The organism is Collinsella sp. AF05-9, assembly GCF_003465595.1.
GTDB lineage: Bacteria > Actinomycetota > Coriobacteriia > Coriobacteriales > Coriobacteriaceae > Collinsella.
In genome coordinates, this window is record NZ_QSBB01000034.1 from 1 (window position 1) to 18,917 (window position 18,917).

General features: G+C 60.1%; 14 protein-coding genes. 6 read left to right on the forward strand and 8 right to left on the reverse strand.

Annotated features, from left to right (window positions below):
- Positions 1-70: 70 nt before the first annotated feature.
- The gene (locus DWV43_RS08575) at positions 71-640 is read right to left on the reverse strand and encodes a DUF3267 domain-containing protein (protein WP_117818114.1); all 570 of its coding nucleotides are present in this window, start codon (positions 638-640) and stop codon (positions 71-73) included.
- Between the two features lie 133 nt (positions 641-773).
- Between DWV43_RS08575 and DWV43_RS08580 the strand changes: the two genes are divergently transcribed.
- Together DWV43_RS08580 and DWV43_RS08585 are read left to right on the forward strand one after the other, a co-directional pair.
- On the forward strand, positions 774-2,924 hold the full coding sequence (locus tag DWV43_RS08580) for a methionine--tRNA ligase (RefSeq protein WP_117818115.1): 2,151 nt from the start codon (positions 774-776) through the stop codon (positions 2,922-2,924).
- A gap of 151 nt (positions 2,925-3,075) precedes the next feature.
- Positions 3,076-4,179: an RsmB/NOP family class I SAM-dependent RNA methyltransferase gene (locus DWV43_RS08585; RefSeq protein ID WP_117818117.1), complete on the forward strand. Its 1,104-nt coding sequence runs from the start codon at positions 3,076-3,078 to the stop codon at positions 4,177-4,179.
- 24 nt (positions 4,180-4,203) lie between these two features.
- On the opposite strand, the gene DWV43_RS10215 is transcribed toward DWV43_RS08585, so the two are convergent.
- Positions 4,204-4,374, reverse strand: a complete 171-nt coding sequence (locus tag DWV43_RS10215; protein ID WP_158550943.1) for a hypothetical protein — start codon at positions 4,372-4,374, stop codon at positions 4,204-4,206.
- 190 nt (positions 4,375-4,564) lie between these two features.
- Here DWV43_RS10215 and DWV43_RS08590 point away from each other — a divergent pair, with 190 nt between their 5' ends.
- The gene (locus DWV43_RS08590) at positions 4,565-5,656 is read left to right on the forward strand and encodes a hypothetical protein (RefSeq protein WP_117818119.1); all 1,092 of its coding nucleotides are present in this window, start codon (positions 4,565-4,567) and stop codon (positions 5,654-5,656) included.
- 80 nt (positions 5,657-5,736) lie between these two features.
- On the opposite strand, the gene DWV43_RS08595 is transcribed toward DWV43_RS08590, so the two are convergent.
- Entirely contained in the window at positions 5,737-6,627 is an 891-nt protein-coding gene (locus DWV43_RS08595; RefSeq protein WP_117634925.1) for a DegV family protein, read from the reverse strand.
- 320 nt (positions 6,628-6,947) lie between these two features.
- Between DWV43_RS08595 and DWV43_RS08600 the strand changes: the two genes are divergently transcribed.
- The 3 genes from DWV43_RS08600 to DWV43_RS08610 all read left to right on the forward strand — a co-directional run bounded on the left by DWV43_RS08600 (position 6,948) and on the right by DWV43_RS08610 (position 9,964).
- Complete coding sequence (locus DWV43_RS08600; protein WP_117818121.1) at positions 6,948-8,864, forward strand: fructose-1,6-bisphosphatase; 1,917 nt, start codon at positions 6,948-6,950, stop codon at positions 8,862-8,864.
- A 78-nt stretch (positions 8,865-8,942) separates the two neighbouring features.
- The gene (locus DWV43_RS08605; protein ID WP_117818123.1) at positions 8,943-9,338 is read left to right on the forward strand and encodes a GtrA family protein; all 396 of its coding nucleotides are present in this window, start codon (positions 8,943-8,945) and stop codon (positions 9,336-9,338) included.
- A gap of 218 nt (positions 9,339-9,556) precedes the next feature.
- Positions 9,557-9,964 carry a GtrA family protein gene (locus DWV43_RS08610; RefSeq protein WP_055250894.1) on the forward strand — a complete coding sequence of 136 codons (408 nt, stop codon included), beginning with the start codon at positions 9,557-9,559 and terminating at the stop codon, positions 9,962-9,964.
- Between the two features lie 159 nt (positions 9,965-10,123).
- Here the strand turns inward: DWV43_RS08610 and DWV43_RS08615 are convergent, their stop codons facing one another.
- The 5 genes from DWV43_RS08615 to DWV43_RS08635 form a co-directional block, all read right to left on the reverse strand.
- Positions 10,124-11,017 (reverse strand): DUF4430 domain-containing protein, encoded by an 894-nt coding sequence (locus tag DWV43_RS08615; RefSeq protein WP_233539245.1) that lies wholly within the window; start codon positions 11,015-11,017, stop codon positions 10,124-10,126.
- Positions 11,018-11,026: 9 nt separating this feature from the next.
- The gene (locus DWV43_RS08620; RefSeq protein WP_158569859.1) at positions 11,027-14,437 is read right to left on the reverse strand and encodes a DUF4430 domain-containing protein; all 3,411 of its coding nucleotides are present in this window, start codon (positions 14,435-14,437) and stop codon (positions 11,027-11,029) included.
- 431 nt (positions 14,438-14,868) lie between these two features.
- On the reverse strand, positions 14,869-16,632 hold the full coding sequence (locus DWV43_RS08625; RefSeq protein WP_117818126.1) for an AarF/ABC1/UbiB kinase family protein: 1,764 nt from the start codon (positions 16,630-16,632) through the stop codon (positions 14,869-14,871).
- An 8-nt stretch (positions 16,633-16,640) separates the two neighbouring features.
- Positions 16,641-17,057, reverse strand: a complete 417-nt coding sequence (locus DWV43_RS08630; protein WP_117583986.1) for a hypothetical protein — start codon at positions 17,055-17,057, stop codon at positions 16,641-16,643.
- A 99-nt stretch (positions 17,058-17,156) separates the two neighbouring features.
- A complete protein-coding gene (locus DWV43_RS08635) occupies positions 17,157-18,680 on the reverse strand; it encodes a C69 family dipeptidase (protein WP_117818128.1) in 1,524 nt (507 codons plus the stop codon).
- Positions 18,681-18,917 lie beyond the last annotated feature (237 nt).

An 18,917-nucleotide genomic window follows, 5' to 3' on the forward strand; every position in this document is an offset into this window, starting at 1 on the left:
CCGAAATGGCGCGAAGCACGCGGTTGACAAAACCATAGAGACACGTCCCAGAAAAATCATCCCAAAAAGACTACCTTGCGAAAAATCGCACGCCAAAGGACGTATCCTCGCAGGCGACAATGCGGCGGTCGCGCAGGATGGTCCGCACGTAATACCAATCGCCCACGCAGCCCGACAAGTGCAGACCAGCCGCCAGGTAGCACAGCAGCGGATAGCCCGAGAACGCAAACCCCAGGGCAAACGCCACCGTCAAAACAACCGTGGGCGCCAGGCAAATGGCCATGTACCGCCGACGCGAATACACAACGCCCTCGGCGCAGGCATAGATCATCGCCGTCTCACGATTCGCGCCAAAGGTCACATGCGCGCCCGCAGGCGCCAGCAGCTTAAAAAACACCGCATGCACCAGCTCGTGCACGGCAAACGACGCTGCAGAAACCGCAGCCACACCGACCATCCAGCCCACGACGGTGGTCCAGCCGCCCGCCTCAGCCGCGTCCAAGTCCGCAGGCCCGCCCAGCAGCATAAACACCGGCACCAGGCACACGGCAAACACCGCGATCACGGCCATCCCCCACACGAAGCAAGCGTGTAGAAAATCCTCGTCCTCAAACGCATGTATGTTGGAAATCTCATTCATAGCATCTTAGGATAGCGCCCCTGCCACGCACCCGCCCGCATGTGCGATAATGTCGAACGATATGCACGAATTGACCACCGCGCCGCCGAACCCCGTGCCCGGCCGCGCTCTTACCTATATGCGAAGGAGTCCCATGGCATCCAAATACTCCATGAACGACCGTCCCAGCTGGCCGCGCCGCGCCATCGTTACCGCCGGCGAGCCCTACGGCAACAAGGGTCTGCACTTTGGCCACGTCGGCGGCGTCTTTGTCCCGGCCGACTTCTTCGCCCGCTTCCTGCGCGACCGCCTGGGCCGCGAGAATGTCATCTTCACCTCTGGCACCGACTGCTACGGCTCCCCCATCATGGAGAGCTACCGCAAGCTCAAGGAGAATGAAGGCTACGATAAGTCCATCGGCGAGTATGTCGAGTCCAATCACTCCCGCCAGGCCGCGACCCTCAACAACTACAACATCAGCTGTGACATCTACGGCGGCTCGGGCCTTGAGCCGGCTGCGCAGATTCACAACGAGGTGACCGCGGAGATTATCGAGCGTCTGCACGAGCAGGGCACCATCTCCAAGCGCTCCACGCTGCAGTTCTACGATGCCAAGGCCGGCACGTTCCTCAACGGCCGCCAGGTCATCGGCCGCTGCCCCATCCAGGGCTGCAAGTCCGAGAAGGCTTATGCCGACGAGTGCGATCTGGGCCACCAGTTTGAGCCCGAGGAGCTCATCGCGCCCAAGAGCCAGCTCACCGGCGAGGTGCCCGAGCTGCGCCCGGTCGACAATCTCTACTTTGATCTGCCGGCCTACCTCGACTTTATGAAGACCTATACCGCCAAGCTCGCCCAGAACCCGCAGGTTCGCTCCGTGGTCTCCAAGACCATGGAGGAGTGGCTGCTGCCGGCTCAGCTCTACATCCAGAACAAGTTCCGCGAGGCCTTCGATGCCGTCGAGGACCAGCTTCCCGAGCACACCGTGTTGGAGCCCGAGGGCAACAAGAGCAGCTTTACCGTCACCTTCCCCAGCTGGAAGGAGCGCGACGACGCCCACGCGGTGCTCGCCAACGGTGGCGTGCGCTTCCGCAGCGGCAAGGCACTCGTGCCCTTCCGCATCACCGGCAACATCGACTGGGGCGTTCCGGTGCCCGAGGTCGATGGCGTCTCCGACATCACCTGCTGGTGCTGGCCCGAGAGCCTGTGGGCGCCCATCAGCTACACTCGCACCGTGCTCGCACGCGATGCCAAGGCCGCCGGCGTGACCGAGGGCGTCGCCGCCCAGGATGCCGCCCTCATGGGCGAGCCCGCCGCCGATTCCACGCAGGTCCCCGCGCCCACCTACCAGCACAGCTCGCTCGACTGGCGCGACTGGTGGTGCTCGGACGACGCGCAGATCTACCAGTTCATCGGTCAGGACAACATCTATTTCTACTGCATCGCGCAAACCGCCATGTGGGAGGCCCTGGGTTGGGACCTTACGCAGAGCACCGTCAGCGCCTGCTATCACCTGCTCTACATGGGCAAAAAGGCCAGCTCGTCCTCGCAGACCCCTCCCCCGCCGGCAGACGACCTGCTCAACCACTACACCTGCGAGCAGATGCGCGCGCACTGGCTGTCGCTCGGCCTGTCCGAGAAGCCGGTGAGCTTTAGCCCCAAGGCATACGACACGCGTGTGACCGGCAAGGACAAGGACGGCAACGAGGTGCGTGCCTGCGACGACAAGCGCGTTATCGATCCGGCCCTTAAGGAGAGCGCGCTGCTGACCGGCGTCTTCAACCGCCTGGCCCGCAGCTGCTTCTACGGCGTCGCCATCAAGGAGGGCGACGAGAGCCCCTACCGCAACGGCTGCATCCCCGCCGGTGCCGCTTCTGACACCGTGGTCGAAGCCGCCGAGCAGGCAGCTCTCGCCTTTGAGCAAGCCATGTACAAGTTCGAGACGCACCGCGCGCTCGCCGTGTGCGACGACTACCTGCGTGCCGCCAACAAGCGCTGGAGCGACGCCTCTAAGGCCGCCAACAAGCTCGAGGGCGAGCCGGCAAACGCCGCAATGACGCAGGCCCTCGTCGACGCCTTTACCGAGCTGCGCGTGGCGACCGTGCTCATGCACGGCATCGTCCCTGCCGGCTGCGAGCTCATCTGCGAGTACTTCGACGTTGACCCGGTCGCCTTCTTTAGCTGGGATAACATCTTCGCCTCCACGGATGAGTTTGTGGAGAGCCTGGGCGAGAAGCCCGGCGAGCACCGCGTGAAGCCGCTACCCCCGCGCTTCGACTTCTTCAGCAAGCACGAGAGCCAGTACTAGGCAACAGCAACGCGCCCGGGAATGATTATTCTGGGACGGGGATTAAAAAATCATTCCCGGGCGACGCAAAGTAGTCTTTTTGAGACGGGGATCATTAAATGATTTTTTAATCCCCGTCCCAGAATAATCATTTAGGTGGAAGGAAAGACGGATGTCCAAGCCGCGTCGTCGTAAGCAGAAAAAGCAGGTCAAGGCCGAGCTCAAGCTCAGGCAGTTTGCCGCCACCGAGCTTTCCGACCAGCTTGCCGCCCTCCCCTGCGCTGCCGACCTGCCGCGCTTTATGGTCGACACGGTTGCCGGCGCCTATACGCCTGCCGATGCCGAGCTCATGATCGGGGGCTTCGGCGCCGCGGCCACACGCCCGGTCACGCTGCGCACCAACACGCTCAAGGCGACCGCCGAGGACATCGCCGCCGCGCTCGACGCAGCCGGCATCGCCCACCAAACCGTCGCTTGGTACCCAGATGCCTTCATCCTGCCCGACGCCCAGGTTTCCGACCTGTGGGACCTCGACATCTACCGCGACGGCAAGATCTACTTGCAAAGTCTGTCGTCCATGATGCCGCCGTTGGTCTTGGGCGCCCAGGCCGGCGAGGACATCCTGGACATGTGCGCGGCCCCCGGCGGCAAGACGACGCAGATCGCCGCCCTCACGCAGGGGCAGGCGCACCTTACCGCCTGCGAGATGAGCATTCCCCGCGCCGAGAAGCTCGAAGCCAACCTCCACCGCCAAGGCGCAAAAAACGTGCCCGTCATGCGCATCGACGCACGCGAGCTCGACGAGTTCTTCCGCTTTGACCGTATCCTGCTCGACGCTCCCTGCACCGGCACGGGCACCGTCGTCAGCGGCAACGAGAAGAGCCTGCGCGGCCTCACCGAGCAGTTGCTGAGCAAGTGCGCCCGCTCGCAGCGAGCACTTCTGGACCGCGCCATGGGAGCCCTCAAACCGGGCGGCACGCTCGTCTATTCGACTTGTTCGATCTTGCCGCAGGAAAACGAGGACGCCCTGCAAGAGGCCCTCGACAAGCATATGGACTGCGAGCTCATCCCCCTCGACGGCACGCCAAGCGAAAGTGAGGCACGCCGCGCCCAGGAAGCTGGCGAGAAGCCGCGCATCGAGTCCAACGCCCTGACCGAGGCCATTGCCGCGGGTCAGGTATCGGCCATCGCCAACGGCCTGCCCGGCACGCTCACCATTCCGCCCAGCCGCGAATTTGAGGGCTTCTACATTGCCCTGATCCGAAAACGCAGCTAGCGTACGGATCCAAAACTCAACAAGCTATCTCCGTGCGCGTTTGTCCTGCTGGTCGCGATGCTGTTTAAGCATCGCGCGCTCCTTGCGTTCGGCCCTTTTGCCCTTAATGGCCGTGACCACAAAGTAGATGACCGCGGCGGCAACGATTGCGCCCACGCATAGGCCAATCGAGCCCAACATTGCCGAAAATTCCATACCGCGTCACCTCTCTTTTAAACGGGACTTTCAAGATAGCACCTCGATCCCCGCCACCACAGCTCCTTCACGTTCGCCGCCCTTCGGTCTAACGGAGGACGCGGCGGGGAAAAATCAACTCATCAAACGATTTAGCAAGCACAACGCTGCCGGCACCCTGCCGGCCGTCATCACATAGAATCGAGCCTCCATGGATACCCTCAACGATCTAAATGAGCGCGTCGACGCCTTCGTCGGCACCAGCTCCTTCGACACGCCTGCCGCGGCAAACGACCAAGCCCCCATCGATGTGCCCGCCGAGGTTCACGAGGACATTGTCGCCTCGGTCGATTTCTCCGAGGTCGAGCTCGCAGACGAGTTCACCGAACCCCAGGTAGCCGTGACCCCCAACGGACTGCTTCCCATGGAGCCGCTGCCCATCGACGGGCGCCTGCGCAAGGCGGCCCTTCGCATGCCTGACGAGATTGAGGAGGCCAGCGGCTTCACGCTCTTCGGCCGTCGTATCAAATCGCTCATCTACACCACCGACGTCGCGGTCATCCGCAACTCCAATGCCGATGCCGTCTTTGCCGTTTACCCCTTCACGCCGCAGCCGGCCATTACACAGGCGCTGCTGACCGTCGCCGAGTGCCCGGTCTTCGTAGGCGTGGGCGGTGGCACCACCACCGGCAAGCGCTCCGTTCAGATGGCAGCCGTCTCCGAGATGCAGGGCGCGGCGGGCTGTGTGGTCAACTCCCCCGCCACCGCCGAGATGGTCGAGCACATCACCAACATCGCCGACATCCCCGTCATCGCCACGGTCGTACGTTGCGACGACGATGCTCACGCAAAGGTGCGCGCGGGCGCCAAGATTCTTAACATCGCGGCCGGCAAGAACACGCCACAGGTCCTGCGCGAGCTGCGCGAGCACTATCCCAACCTGCCGCTCATCGCACCGGGCGGCAAGACGCCCGAGAGCATCCGTGAAACCATCGCCGCCGGTGCCAACGCCATCATTTGGACGCCGCCTTCGGCCCAGCAGCTGCAGACCGACATGATGCAGCGCTACCGCAAGATGAAGGAAGACGCCACGCCCGTCATCTCGCACGACGATATACCCATTATCGACCAGGTTGCCGCCGCCGAGGTCAGTCAGGTCGAGAACATGAATCCCGACGTGCCGATTCCCGACGAAGTCATCGAGCGCGTTGCTTCGATCCACGATCATATCGAGGAGCGTCGCGCCAACCGTGGACTCAAGCCCTCGCTGCACGGCTTCTTCTTCCGCGGAAAGAAACGCTAGCAAAACATCTTGGCCCGCCCCACAAACGTGAGGCGGGCCGTTTTCGTTTGAGCAATCATGCGGCGATGTGATGGGGCAAATTAATCCACGCGCTTGTCGCCCATAAAGAAGAGCGCCACCGTACCAGGTCCGGTATGCGAGCCAATCAGAGTACCGATGTTATTAATCTCAATCTTGCCTTTAAGCTGCGGAACCTGTTCCTCAATCAGCGCCGCAACTGCCTCGGCATCCTCGCGGCACGCCGAGTGCGACATGATGCACTTACCCGAATAATCCGCACCGTCCTGCACGTGTGCCATCATAGTCTTAGCCATCTCGGAAATCGCGCGCTTCTTAGTGCGAATCTTCTCACGTGGCGACAGCTTACCTTCGCAATCGACCGTCATAAGTGGGCAAATCTTAAGCGCCGTGCCGATGATTGCGCTCGCAGCCGAAATGCGACCGCCGCGCAGGTAGCTCGACAGATCGGTCGAGAAGAACCAGTGGTGCAGGTTGAGTTTGTGCTCCTCGATCCAGGCGGCCGTCTCGTCGAGTGAAGCCCCGCTATCGCGCACGTCGGCGGCACATTCCGCCAGCAGGCCAAAGCCCGAAGACGCTGCCAGCGAATCGATGACGCGCACCTTGCCGCCCTGGGGATAGCGATCCGCGAGCATCTGCGCCGCAACGCAGGCCGATCCATACGTGCCCGAAATACCCGACGACAACGTCAGGTGCAGCACGTCTTTACCCTCGGCAACAAACGGCTCCCAAAACTCCTCGTACTCGCCCACGCTCACCTGAGACGTCTTGGGCATGGCGCCTGCGGCAATCTGGGCAAAAAACTCGTCCGGCGTAATCGACTGATACAGATCGTCCGTATAGACAACATCGTCGATCTCGTAATGAAAACACACGACAGGGATATTGCGCGACGCAAAGAACTCACGGGTTCGGTCGGCGGCGGATTCACAGGTCAGGACAAAATCACTCATATGAGGCTCCTTACTCATTGCTGCGCAAATTATCGCACAGTGAGCCTACATACGGTACATATGTCCACTATTTACCAAATCGAACCAAAAATAGCGAACATCTTTACCACCATCGTCTCCACCGGCCCCACGCATAAACATCTGAGAAAACACCTTCTGTCGTCTCCACTCAACCGCCATATCTACCTCAACTAAATCGATTTACCAAACCGTTCAGCCGACAATTCAGCCGCCGGCGCAAAATCGAAACAAAAGCGGCGCATACTGATAAACGTTTGACGCTGTTTATCAGTTTTACCAACCCCATCGGAAGGTGTTTCATGGTCGCATTCGATCGCAATCCGCAAGACTTCAAGTATCTGCGTCTGCTGTCGAAACAATTTCCCACCGAGCAATCCGCGTTTACCGAGATCATCAATCTCTCGGCCATTCTCAACCTGCCCAAGGGCACCGAACATTTTATGAGCGACGTGCATGGCGAGTACGAAGCCTTTATGCACATCCTCAACAACTGCTCGGGCGTCGTGCGCGAGCATGTCGACGAGATCTTTGGCGACACGCTCACCTTTGACGAAAAGGGCGAGCTGTGCACGCTCATCTACTATCCGCGCGAGAAGATCGACCTGGTCCGCAGCCAGCGCGAAGACTCGCCCACCTGGTACAAGACGATGCTTGATCAGCTCATCATGGTTGCCCGCTCGCTTTCGAGCCGCTATACGCGCTCCAAGGTGCGTAAGGCCATCCCACGCGATTACGCCTACATCATCGACGAGCTGCTACACACGCATCCGGACGAGAACAACTATCGCGTGCGCTATCACGAGCGCATCGTGGAGTCCATACTGGAGACCGCCAGCGCTGACGACTTTATCGAGTCGCTTGCCTCGCTCATCAAGCGCCTGGCCGTCGACCACCTGCACTTGGTGGGCGACATCTTCGACCGCGGCGGCGGCGCGGCCAAGATTATGGACCGCCTGCTCACCTACCATTCGCTCGACATCCAGTGGGGCAACCACGACCTGCTGTGGATGGGCGCTGCGGCCGGTGAGCCCGCCTGCATCGCCACGGTGCTGCGCAACAACCTACGCTACGACAATTACGAGATCCTCGAGAACGACTACGGCATCTCGCTGCGCGAGCTTGTTGCCTTTGCCGATGCCACCTACACCGCCGGTGAGCCCATCACCCCGCTGATCAAGGCCATCAACGTGCTGCTCTTTAAGCTCGAGGGCCAGATTATCCAGCGCCACCCCGAGTTCGATATGACCGACCGCCTGCTGCTCGACAAGATCGATCACGACGCCGGCACGGTCACGCTCGCCGACGGCAGCGTGTGGCCGCTCACGACCAACGACTTCCCCACCGTCGACCCGACGGACCCCTATACGCTCACGTCTCAGGAGCAGCACATCATCGACAAGCTCGTGTCCGAGTTTGTCACCGCCGATCACCTGCATCGCCATATCGATTTCCTCTATTCCCACGGCTCGATGTACAAGGTCGCCAACGGCAACCTGCTGTTCCATGGCTGCGTGCCGCTCAACGAAGACGGCACCTTTAGCAGCATGAACTGCCTGGGCACCTGGCACGCTGGCCGCGATTATCTCGATTTTTGCGACCACATCGCCCGCCGCGCCTGGCGCGTGGGCGACCGCGACGCCCTCGACTGGATGTGGTACCTGTGGATTGGCTTTAACTCACCCGCCAGCGGACGCCTGGTGCGTACCTTTGAGCGCGCCTATATCGCCGATAAGAGCACCTGGGTCGAGCCGATGGACCCGTACTTTACGCTTACCAAGTCGCCCTCGGTCTGCGATGACATCATGCGCGAGTTTGGCGTCGTGCCCATGGCATGCTCACCGACCGGTCACATCATCAACGGCCACACGCCCGTTAAAACCACCAAGGGCGAGCAGCCCATCCGCGCCGAGGGCAAGCTGCTGGTCATCGATGGCGGATTCTGCCGCGTTTACCATCCCAAGACGGGCATCGCCGGCTACACGCTTATCTCGAGCTCGCGAGGGTGCCGCCTCAAGTCGCACCAGGCCTTTACCACCGTTGCCGAGGCGCTCACCCGCAACATCGATATCGAAAGCGAGACCAACCGCTTTGACGAGGCCGACCGCCGCCGCATGGTGAGCGACACCGATACCGGCGCCAAGATCCGCAGCCAGATCCAGGACCTACGCCAACTGCTCGATGCATATAGAAACGGTGCTATCGAGGAGCGCGCCTAGCTCCACCCGCGGGGATTGGCTAAACTTGCTGGGTTTGTCATCCCCACGGCGCCCCAGCGCCACCCTAAGGCAGGTACCATGCAAAAGCTCCTTGCGCAGATTATGAAGTTTGGCGTCGTCGGCGTCATTGCCACGGTCATCGACTTTGGCATTATGAATCTGCTCCACTACGGTCTGGGCCTCAACATCCTAATCGCCAACACCAGCGGCTTTATCGTCTCACTCATCTTTAATTACGTCGCCAGCATGAAGTACGTGTTTGCGCACAAGGAAGGCATAAGCCGCCGCCGCGAGTTCATTACCTTTGTCGTGCTGTCCGTGATCGGCCTGGCACTCAACGACGGTATCGTGTTGACACTCAACGCCGGCCTGGGCCTCGAGGCCAATATCGCCAAGATCTGCGCCACCGCGCTTGTCATGGTCTACAACTTTGTGACCCGAAAGATCTTCCTGGAAGGCGATGAGACCAAGTAACTCGCAACCTTACAGCTTTACGATGCCCACGGATGACGCGCGTCGAGCGCTGTGTTGTTCGTGGGTTTTGCTCGTTTACGGGCAAATTTTCAACGTTTGCGGATTAGCTCTTGAAAATTTGGCGAGTTCGTATAGTTCTTGGCAAAGACCTTACGTTTCCCTTGCAAAAGCTCTAAAGTATCCTCTGCTCGATTTATCAACGCATTGGATGTGATTACGTGCGCAAGGCACTGGCACAACCTCATACCAAGCAGTTCCTCAAGTTCGCTGTCGTGGGCCTTATCTCCTTTGGCATCGACTGGGGTATGCTCATTGCGCTCGTCGAGCTGTTTCACCTCGACTTTTTGATGAGCACCACGGTCTCGTTTACCACCTCCGTTGTGGTCAACTACTGGCTCAGCATGAAGTACGTGTTCGACCATCGCGAGGGCATGAGCCGCAAGCGCGAGTTCACGATCTTCACTATCCTGTCGGTGATCGGCCTGGGCCTCAACGACCTGTACATGTTTGTGGGCGTCACGTTTTTGAGCATCGGCTACCAGGCCATGAAGGCCATCGCCACGTTCCTCGTCACCTGGTACAACTACTTCAGCCGCCGCTTCTTCCTCGAGGGCGCACGGTCGTAGTCGATTCGCTATTTGCTTGAATGTATAACCGGTTGGAATTCCCATTCCAACCGGTTTTTTGTTTGCCGAGAGACCCGGCGACCCAATCCCATTCGCATGAAAAACGAGCGGCCCGGATGTTTGTCCGAACCGCCCGTCTGGCACGCTATGTCGAGGCCTCTAGCCTGTAACGTAATACCAGACCACGTTGTCGCCATTGGAGAGAACGTAGTTACTGCAGGCCGTCATGGGCGTTGTGCCGTTGACGGAGTACATCCAGCCGCTCGTGCCACCGTACTGCTTCTCGGCCAAACCACCAATCGCGGAGACATACGTGCCGTACGACGAGCCATGTGCGTTAACGGAAAGGCCCAGCGCGCACAGGGCATCATAGACGGTAGCGCCTTCGTTAAAGGTAAAGGTGCCACCAGAAGACACAGGATTGCCCACAGCGCTCGATGTGACCGAAACCGTCACTGTTACGTAGCTGGACTCCTGCGAGCCGCTCTGGCCGCCCGAGGAGGCGTTTCCACCATTAGAGGATGAGGCTCCATCAGACGACTGGCCACCGCCAGACGCATTGGAAGTATCACCGGCTCCCGTATTTTGGGCAGCGGATTTATCGCCAGACTTCTTGCCGTCCTGGTCCTCGGACTTCTTGTTATCCGAGTTCTTGTCCGATTCCTTGTTTGAAGACTCGGAATCGTCCTTGGACTTGGACTCATCAGAATGCTTGGACTCATCTTTTGCGTCATTCGATGACTTGGAATCCTTGGAACTGGCCTCGTCCGAAGTCGTAGTCGAGCCAGACACCTTGGTGTCCTTGGTGACGACGCTCTCCCCCGTCACGGTCTGAATGATCCAGTCGATGGACCAGGCACCGCTCTCGGAAGGATGGACGAAACCCAGCGAGACGACGATCAGAATGGTGCACGCGGCAGTCAGGACGCCGAGGAGCGTCTTGCGACGAGGGGCGGACGCCGCCGAAGCGGCGCCCTGTTGCTTTGCTTCGTCGAACTGAATGAACGAGGAATCTGGTTGCTTGGGGTCAGCGTCCTTGGATTTATTGGACACAGCCCTCACCTACCGACGTTTGGTGAACACGAACACGCCGACGATGGCGAGACCGATGACGCCGGCGGCAACGCCAACAATGGCGAGCGGGTTGGTGCCAGTCTCCTGCTCGGAAGCACCAGAGGACTTCTTAGCAGTGGTCGTGGAAGCAGCACCCGTATCGGACTTGGAATCGGACTTCTTGTCGGACTTGTTGTCCTTCTTGTCAGACTTCTTCTCGTCCTTCTTATCGGACTTATCGGTGTCCTTCTTGTCGGACTTGTTGTCCTTGGTCTCGGTCTTGGTCGACACCGTCGTCTTGGTCGTCGGCTTATGACCCGGGGCGATAGCGCCGCCGGCCTGCTGGCCCTTCGTGCCGGAGCCGGAACCCGTGCCCGTGCCAGCACCGGAACCGTTGCCAGCGCCACCGTTGCCACCATTAGTGCCAGAACCACCATTGCCGCCAGGGTTAACAGCATTCTTGGTCCACTTGGCATACAGCGTCAGATCGGCCGTCACCGGCATACTGAAGTCATACGCCTGCGTGCAAGCCTCATCGGTGAACCAACCGCCGAAAGTGTAGCCATCGCGCGTCGGATCGGCCGGCTTGACCAGCTTGCCGTCGGCCGTAGTCTGGAAGTCGACCTTAGAACCCTCGCCAGTCTCAAACGAGACCTTAACGCCACCACTCAGCTTGAAAAGCGTGCCGGAATCGTTGATGTAGTAGAGGTTACCCTTGGCATCGCAGGCAATCGGCGAGTCACAGTAATTGTTGTGTCCCGCTGCGCTAAACGCACCGGTCGCCTGTGCGTCACCCATCTTGTAGCGATACACGCCACCGCCCGAGGTGTAGTTCACATAGTCGGAAGTCGCACCATAGTTGACAGTGAAATAAACGTACGTGTCATCCGCCTGGACACTCACGAGCGGTGCGCCCTTAATGCCACCGGCAGGAAGCACGGAGCCATCGGCAGACGAAACCAACGTCGTAGCAAAGTCATTATCAAGGTCGACAATCGCCAGCGCCGAACCGCCAGAAACCTCGCCACCGACAATCAGCTTATTGCCATACAGCGTGGGCATGCAGGCACAACCCGTAAGACCAAGATCGATGACGCGTTCTTCGGAAATGCGCGAAGAGGCCCTTGCGTTTGCGTCCGACAGTGCCAGCACGTGGAGCTTGCCGTCACGCGAGATCACATAGGCATGCTTGCCGTCTTTGGACAGTACACAGCTGGAGTTGACGATGGCACCAACCGAAACGCTGCCGAGCACATCACCCGTCGACTTGCTCAGCATCTCAACGGTACCTGCACTCGTCGGAACCAGAATATAGCCGTCGCCCACTGTAGCGCTCGTCCAGTAGTAGCCCTCATCAGCATTAACATGCTGCCAAGAAACAGCGCCGGTCAGTATATTAATACGCGTCAGATGACCGTTATTGTACGTACTCGTTCCATAGTCGACATCAACGGTGCCAACGTAGAGATAGTTGCCATCGACCGTCAACTGGGAATTTGACTGGGCAGATTTGCTCACAGAGTCAGTGACCCAAACCGTCGTCAGCGTATCGGCCGTCAGAGCCTGGACCGCACCGCCGTCGAGCGGGACGATGACCAAGCCTTTCGTATAAATCGGACGCGTGGTGTAGCCAATCGCAGTCTGAAGGTTCGACTCGGCAAGCACCTTGCCCGACTCGGCGTCGATCTTAAGCAAACGCTTGTTCACGGCAAGGTAAACGTTGCCGTTCACGACAATAGGCTCGCTCGCATTGGGATACGTGGCGCCCGAGTAGGCCCTCCAATCGAACGTCCAAGAGCTTACCAGCGCGCCCGTAGGTGTGGACACGTTCTTGACCACCGCATTGGAATTGCCACTCCAGTCGGCTTTCCAATCGGTCGGGCGCGAAGCGCTCGGATCGACTACGACTTCATCGGGATTAGGAACGGTGTCGCCAGGGGCGTAAGCCCAGACGATTTTGTCGCCCGACTTGAGCACGTAATCGCTATCGAGCTGAGGCCCGGGAACGCCGTTGACAAAGAACGACCATGCACCCGACAGCTCGGTGCCATCAAGCGGGGAGACAAGACTATGAACACCCCAATAACCAAATTGGTCGTACATCTTGGACTCAATGCCAATGGCATCGAAGTAGGCAGCGGAAGCGTCCTTGATCGTCGTGCCCTCGACAAACACCTGCGTCGAAGGATCGGTCCAGCGCTGCGCCTTCTCATCCTTCTTACCGATGATCTCCATTGAAACGGAAACCTGGCCGGGCATGGTTCCATCAAAGCCATAGACCCAGGTAACCTTGTCCCCGGCCTTGAGTGTGTAATTGCCTGCGCCGACATTGGCCGCCTGACCGTTAACGAAGAACTGCCAGCATTTCCAAGTGTTTTCGTTAACTTTCTCGCTCGAAAGCGTCACGGTCTTGTTGAACGGTGAAGTCAGCGACTCGAGATACCAGCCGTACGTGCCTTTCCCCGTTTTGGCGCCAATGCCAGCCTTTTTAAAGGCCTGCTCGGAAAGATCAGCAGCGGTCGCGCCCTCTTCCACCAAAGCTGTCGTGGGCTGCGCCCATGTCTGCTGAGCACCCGAGGTGTCCTGGCCGATAACGGTGCAGCTAACGGAAATCTGATTGGCGGGTGCGGGGTCGCCGTACTTCGAGTAGCACCAGACGACGGAGTCGCCGTCCTTGAGCGTGTAGCCGCCCGCGCCGACCGCGGAGGCGCTGCCGTTGACGAACAGCTGCCAGTACGCGCCGGTCGCCGGGTCGTAGGCGAGCGTGCGGCCCGCGTCGAAGGGCGACGTGATCGAGTTGAGCGCCCAGCCCCAGGAGCCGTTGGGGTCGTAGTCGGCTTTGAGGCCGGCCTGCTTGAAGAGCTGCTCGGAGAGGTCGGCCGCGGTCGAGCCCTCCTTCAGAGCGATCTGCTGCGCGGCGGCCCAGGTCTGCTGGGCGCCCCCGGCGTCGGTGCCGACGACGGAGCACGTGGCCGCGACCTCTTGGCCTGCGGCTTCGGTAGGCTGAGATTCAGCCTCATCGGAAGCGGCTACAACACTTTTGACGTTCTGTTCGGATGAATCCGGCGAAGCAGTAGAAGCCTCGGCTGCAACAGAATCGTCCGACGCTACGCCGTTGCTATCTGCGGCATTCGTCGAAGCGCCATCGTTAACCGACGCATCGCTCGCGTTAGAGCCGGTTTCAGAAACGACACCGTCGGCAGCACCGCCCGCAAGCGCTGCGTCCTCGCCCGGCGTCGCAGCCTGAGCCACAGCCTCGGCAATGCCCTCGGCGCCCTCGGCCCACAGCTGAGCCGGCGTGGTGCCAAAGGCCATCGCGAAGGCCAGGAATGCCACCAGGCCGCGCTTAGCGACACCGCGTGCAATCGCGCCACGGCGATGCAACGAGGCGCGCTCACGCTCGTCCTCAAACATATCCATTTGTCCCCCATTGTCTGTACTTGGATCGTTGCCTTGAGGCTGCCCCACGTCATCGCGCATGTTGCGCCCGAGTTCCCCCATCGGGGTCCCCCTTCCCTCCAGAGCCCTATGCACACCGGCGGCATACGCCGCAGCCGCATGCAAGATGGGAGGCGATCCGACTTAACCTTAACGACTCAGGCACGTCGTCCGATCTGCGACGCGAACATCCCGAGCCAAGAGGAATTACGGTTACTGGTACAGCCGGGGACTTGCACCCCGATTCTCCCAAACGCGCAGGAAAACCGCGCATTCGTGCGTCTCCGCACCACCATCTAGGCCATCGATTATTACCGTCAAAATGTTATCACGCAAAAGGGCCTCGCACGCAGGCGAAGCCCAAGGTAAAAGCTATTGTTTGCGATAGGAAAATGCGGTGACGGTCGCGGCCTCTAGTGCTTGCCGCCGTGACTGTTGAGCCAGATATTGCGGCCCAGCATAAGCGCCAGCACCAGCGCGCTCACGTAGCCCATAAAGCCAATGACCGGGATACCAAACACAACCGGCTCGATGCGCGCGTAGTACACCACCGACGAACCGATAAACAGACCAGCGATCACAATTGCCATCGACATGCGGTCGATAATTCCGCCCAGCTGTCGCAGCGCCTTATCGCTGCTCATGATCTGCGTGTTCACCTTAAGCTGGCCGCGCGTGAGCATGCGCGAAGCCAGGCCCAGATACTCGGCCGCCTCGAGCGAGCCTTTTGCTGCGCGATAGCTGCTCGCGGCAAGATCGCGCCCCATTTCGCGGACGCGCACATAGGTGCTCTTCTCGTTTTTGATGTGCGTCTGGATGATCTGGATCATGTTGACGTTGGGCATGTACTCGGTCAGCAGGCCCTCGAGCGTCACCATGCCACGGGCGAACATCGTCACCACACTCGGCAGCTCAACGTCATTTTTGCGTGCCAGATTGAGCAGCGAGGTCAAAAACTCGCCGATATCCAGGTCCTTAAGATCAAGACCCGCAAAGTCGGCGACGATAAAGTCCAAGTCGGACAAAAAGGCCGAATGGTCGAGCTCGGCCGAGTCGCCGCGCGTCACGGCAAAGCGCATGAGCGAATCCTTGAGCTTGGACACGTCGCCCTCGGCCACGGCAAAGATCATATCCTTGACGATGCCGCGGTCATGGCTCGACATGCGCCCGACCATGCCCAGGTCAATAAAGTAGACAATGCCGTCCTTGAGGATAATGTTTCCCGCATGCGGGTCGGCATGGAAAAAGCCGTCGTCGAGCACCTGCGTCGAGTAGTCCTCGACGATTGCGGCACCGATCTTTTCCAAGTCATAGCCCTCGGCCACCAAGCGTTCAGGATCGGCGATCGAAATGCCGTCGACGTAGTCCATAACCACAACGTGCTCGGTGCACAGGTCCAGATAGGATTTAGGACACGTCACGCCATGAACGCTCTTATGGAACTCGTAGAAGTCGTTGAGGTTTTTGGCCTCGGCCAAAAAGTTGGTCTCCTCGCGAAACGAGGTCCACAACTCCTCGACTACGCCGTGCAGGTCAACAAATTGATCGGTGTTGACGAACTTGGAAACGATACGCACCACCGAGCGGATGATATCGATGTCCTGTGCCATAACCTGCTGCGCACCGGGGCGCTGCACCTTGACGGCCACGTCCTCGCCCGTCACCAGACGAGCGCGGTGCACCTGCGCGAGCGATGCGCTACCAAGCGGATTGGGGTCGATCGCATCGAACATCTCCCCCAGGCGCAGGCCGTATTCTTCTTCCAGACAACTGAGTACGACCTCGTACGGCACCGGCTCCACGTCGGAGCGCAGACGACGCAGCTCGTCGCAAAAGCGTTGCGGCAGAATCTCGGACCGGTTGGCCAGAATCTGCCCCATCTTGACGAACATGGGGCCGAGTTCCTCGAGCAGGCGGCGCAAACGAACCGGCGTGAGGTTATCCCACACACGGTACTTTTTGACCAGGCGAACAATCTGCCCGATGCGTTCGCGACGACCCGCCGGCGTGAGCTGGTATTCCTCGTCCGGCGCCATCGCGTCGGGCTCCTCTGGCACCATATCGACAGCGCGCGGCTTCTTGCGAGCGCCCGAGACGGCGGCGTCGACCTCATCGACAACCGCCGCCTCGTCACCCAAGGGATCTAGATTGTTGTAATCGGTGGTGGAATCTGCCATCTGCGCTGCTACTCGGCCTCTTCGGTATCCTTCGCATCGTCGGGCTCAACGGACTCGACGGGCACCGAGGTCACGTTGTCCTCGACCGAATCGACGATGTCGCGCACATGGGCCAGGAAGGCCGTACGCTCGGGCGCGGTCATAACGCGGACGCGAGCCAGAATGAGCTCGTCGAGCACGCGTTGGGCCGCGGTCTCGCCCTGCATGCCCAAGCGCTCGGTCAGATCGGAGATGGTACCGCCGGCCTGCTCGAACATGTCGGACACGCTGCGGGCGATATCGGGGGTGGCGGTGTCCTTGCGGACCTGCTCGCCTTTGGTGTTAAGGTCGTCGAGGACCTTCTTGCCGCCTTCGACAGCAACGGCGGCAGCGCCAAAGCCCACGTTGATGGCGCCGTTAACAAGCTGATCGAGTTTCATAACCATGGTTGTCTCCAATCACAAACAACTGCATTGGCGTTCTTGTACCCAAGATTGAGTGAAAGCGACAAAGCGTTTTAGCGCTATTCGATCGACGGGAAATCCCTATCTCACGTTGTCGTTCATCGCGAAAGAGTTCTTCATGGCGCAGCTCGTGGTGTAGAGCACCTTGCCCAACAGGGCATCGGTCTCCACGCGCACGAGCTCGGCAAACTCCTCGTTGGCGCGTGCAAGCTCGGCAGGCACCTCGGCCTCGGGCAGAACGGCTACGGCAGCGTCGACGTCATGAATCTGCTTGTGGCCCATGCCGCCGACCTTCTCCTGATAATCCTCGACTGCGCGGCCGCACTCATGGAAGCGGACGTCGGCCAGCGCGCCGATCAGGCGGTTGGCCCAATAGAAATTCTCGGACGTCACGCGAGCCTGCGTGTCGGCAAAGTACTCGGGCATGGTCTCGACGTTGGCGTACAGCGGAACCAGCGCGTTAAACGAGTTGGAGCCAAAGGCCATCCACTGCACGGCGCGGTAGGCCGGATGCGCATAGGGGCGCAGCTGCAGCACAGCGAGCTGGCTGTTGCGGTTGATGCCGATGGGGCGATAGGCGCCACGCGTGGCGGGCGTGCCCTTGCTGCCGTAGCAGTCGTACTCCGTGCCCTGGTAGTGGCTCGAGAGTACGTACTTGATGTCCTCGATGGTCACCTTACGCTCGGGCACGCGGCTCCAGGGGATGTCATCGCTCTCGGGCGTGTAGTCGGCGTCGGGGCCGTCCCACACATCGCTGGGGTTAAGGCAGCGCTGCATGTACCACGCGCGCGGCGTGTTGTAGACATGGTCGCTGTCGCTGTGCGAGCCAAAGGCCTCGCGCGGGTTAAAGACCGTCGCCGGGCCGTCGCCATCGACGCCCAGCGTCAGGTCCAGATGCCACTCGGCCATCCAGGCACGCAGGTCGGCGGAGCACATGTGGTCGGCCTGGGCGCCCTCGGCGTCATCCAGGTCAAAGCTGTCGATACCCAGCTGGTTGGGCATGGTCACATAGGCGTCATCGGGCACGCGCTTGGCGATCCAGTGGTGGCCGCCGATGGTCTCGAGCCACCAGATCTCGTCCACGTCGCTAAAGGCGATGCCGTTGTTCTCGTAGGTGCCATAGCGCTCGAGCAGGTCACCCAGAATGCGTACGCCGTCGCGGGCGGATTTGGCATATGGCAGCACCAGGGTCACCATGTCCTCCTCGCCCAGACCGCCGGGCTGCGCCGGAACATAGCCGTCCTCGTCCTCGTTGCCCTTGGCGGGCACGTAGTCGACGAGCGGGTCGGCGCCGCGAACGCGCTCGTTGGTGGTGAGCGTCTCGGTTGCGGACATGCCCACATTGAGCTCGTTGAAACCGGCCTCGGCCCAGATGCCGTGGCCCGGGACAACATCGGGGACGCTCGTGTAGCGCATGGGGTTATCGGGCAGTTCAACGGTCAGGTGACTCAGGACGCTCGTATAGACGCGCGGCTGCTCGTCGGGATGCACCACGCGCATACGCTTGGGCTCAAACACCCCGTTGGACGAGTCCTCGTTGCGGGCGACAAGCGTCGACCCGTCGTAGCTCGCATTCTTACCAACCAGAATCGTTGTGCACGGCATGCGCATCCTCCTTGAGCGAAGAAATCAAACGATAACAGTGTATCGCTTCGGCGCAGAAAGGGCGAAACCACGGCGCTGGCAACCCCTGTGGTCAAAAAATGCCAAATATGAGTACTGTCACCAATTTAGTAACAGCAATTTTGCTACGCATGGGTGTCGGAAGTCTACATCTGTTCAAAAATTAGGGTGGCGCGCGCAGACGTGGTGTAAGAGCGTCCCGAGGTCCGTCGCTGCAAG

Bases quoted from the DNA above. Each gene is read 5' to 3' on its own strand.
- DWV43_RS08575 (WP_117818114.1), bottom strand. From the start codon at position 640: ATGAATGAGATTTCCAACATACATGCGTTTGAGGACGAGGATTTTCTA.
- DWV43_RS08580 (WP_117818115.1), top strand. From the start codon at position 774: ATGGCATCCAAATACTCCATGAACGACCGTCCCAGCTGGCCGCGCCGC.
- DWV43_RS08585 (WP_117818117.1), top strand. From the start codon at position 3,076: ATGTCCAAGCCGCGTCGTCGTAAGCAGAAAAAGCAGGTCAAGGCCGAG.
- DWV43_RS10215 (WP_158550943.1), bottom strand. From the start codon at position 4,374: ATGGAATTTTCGGCAATGTTGGGCTCGATTGGCCTATGCGTGGGCGCA.
- DWV43_RS08590 (WP_117818119.1), top strand. From the start codon at position 4,565: ATGGATACCCTCAACGATCTAAATGAGCGCGTCGACGCCTTCGTCGGC.
- DWV43_RS08595 (WP_117634925.1), bottom strand. From the start codon at position 6,627: ATGAGTGATTTTGTCCTGACCTGTGAATCCGCCGCCGACCGAACCCGT.
- DWV43_RS08600 (WP_117818121.1), top strand. From the start codon at position 6,948: ATGGTCGCATTCGATCGCAATCCGCAAGACTTCAAGTATCTGCGTCTG.
- DWV43_RS08605 (WP_117818123.1), top strand. From the start codon at position 8,943: ATGCAAAAGCTCCTTGCGCAGATTATGAAGTTTGGCGTCGTCGGCGTC.
- DWV43_RS08620 (WP_158569859.1), bottom strand. From the start codon at position 14,437: ATGGATATGTTTGAGGACGAGCGTGAGCGCGCCTCGTTGCATCGCCGT.
- DWV43_RS08625 (WP_117818126.1), bottom strand. From the start codon at position 16,632: ATGGCAGATTCCACCACCGATTACAACAATCTAGATCCCTTGGGTGAC.
- DWV43_RS08630 (WP_117583986.1), bottom strand. From the start codon at position 17,057: ATGGTTATGAAACTCGATCAGCTTGTTAACGGCGCCATCAACGTGGGC.
- DWV43_RS08635 (WP_117818128.1), bottom strand. From the start codon at position 18,680: ATGCCGTGCACAACGATTCTGGTTGGTAAGAATGCGAGCTACGACGGG.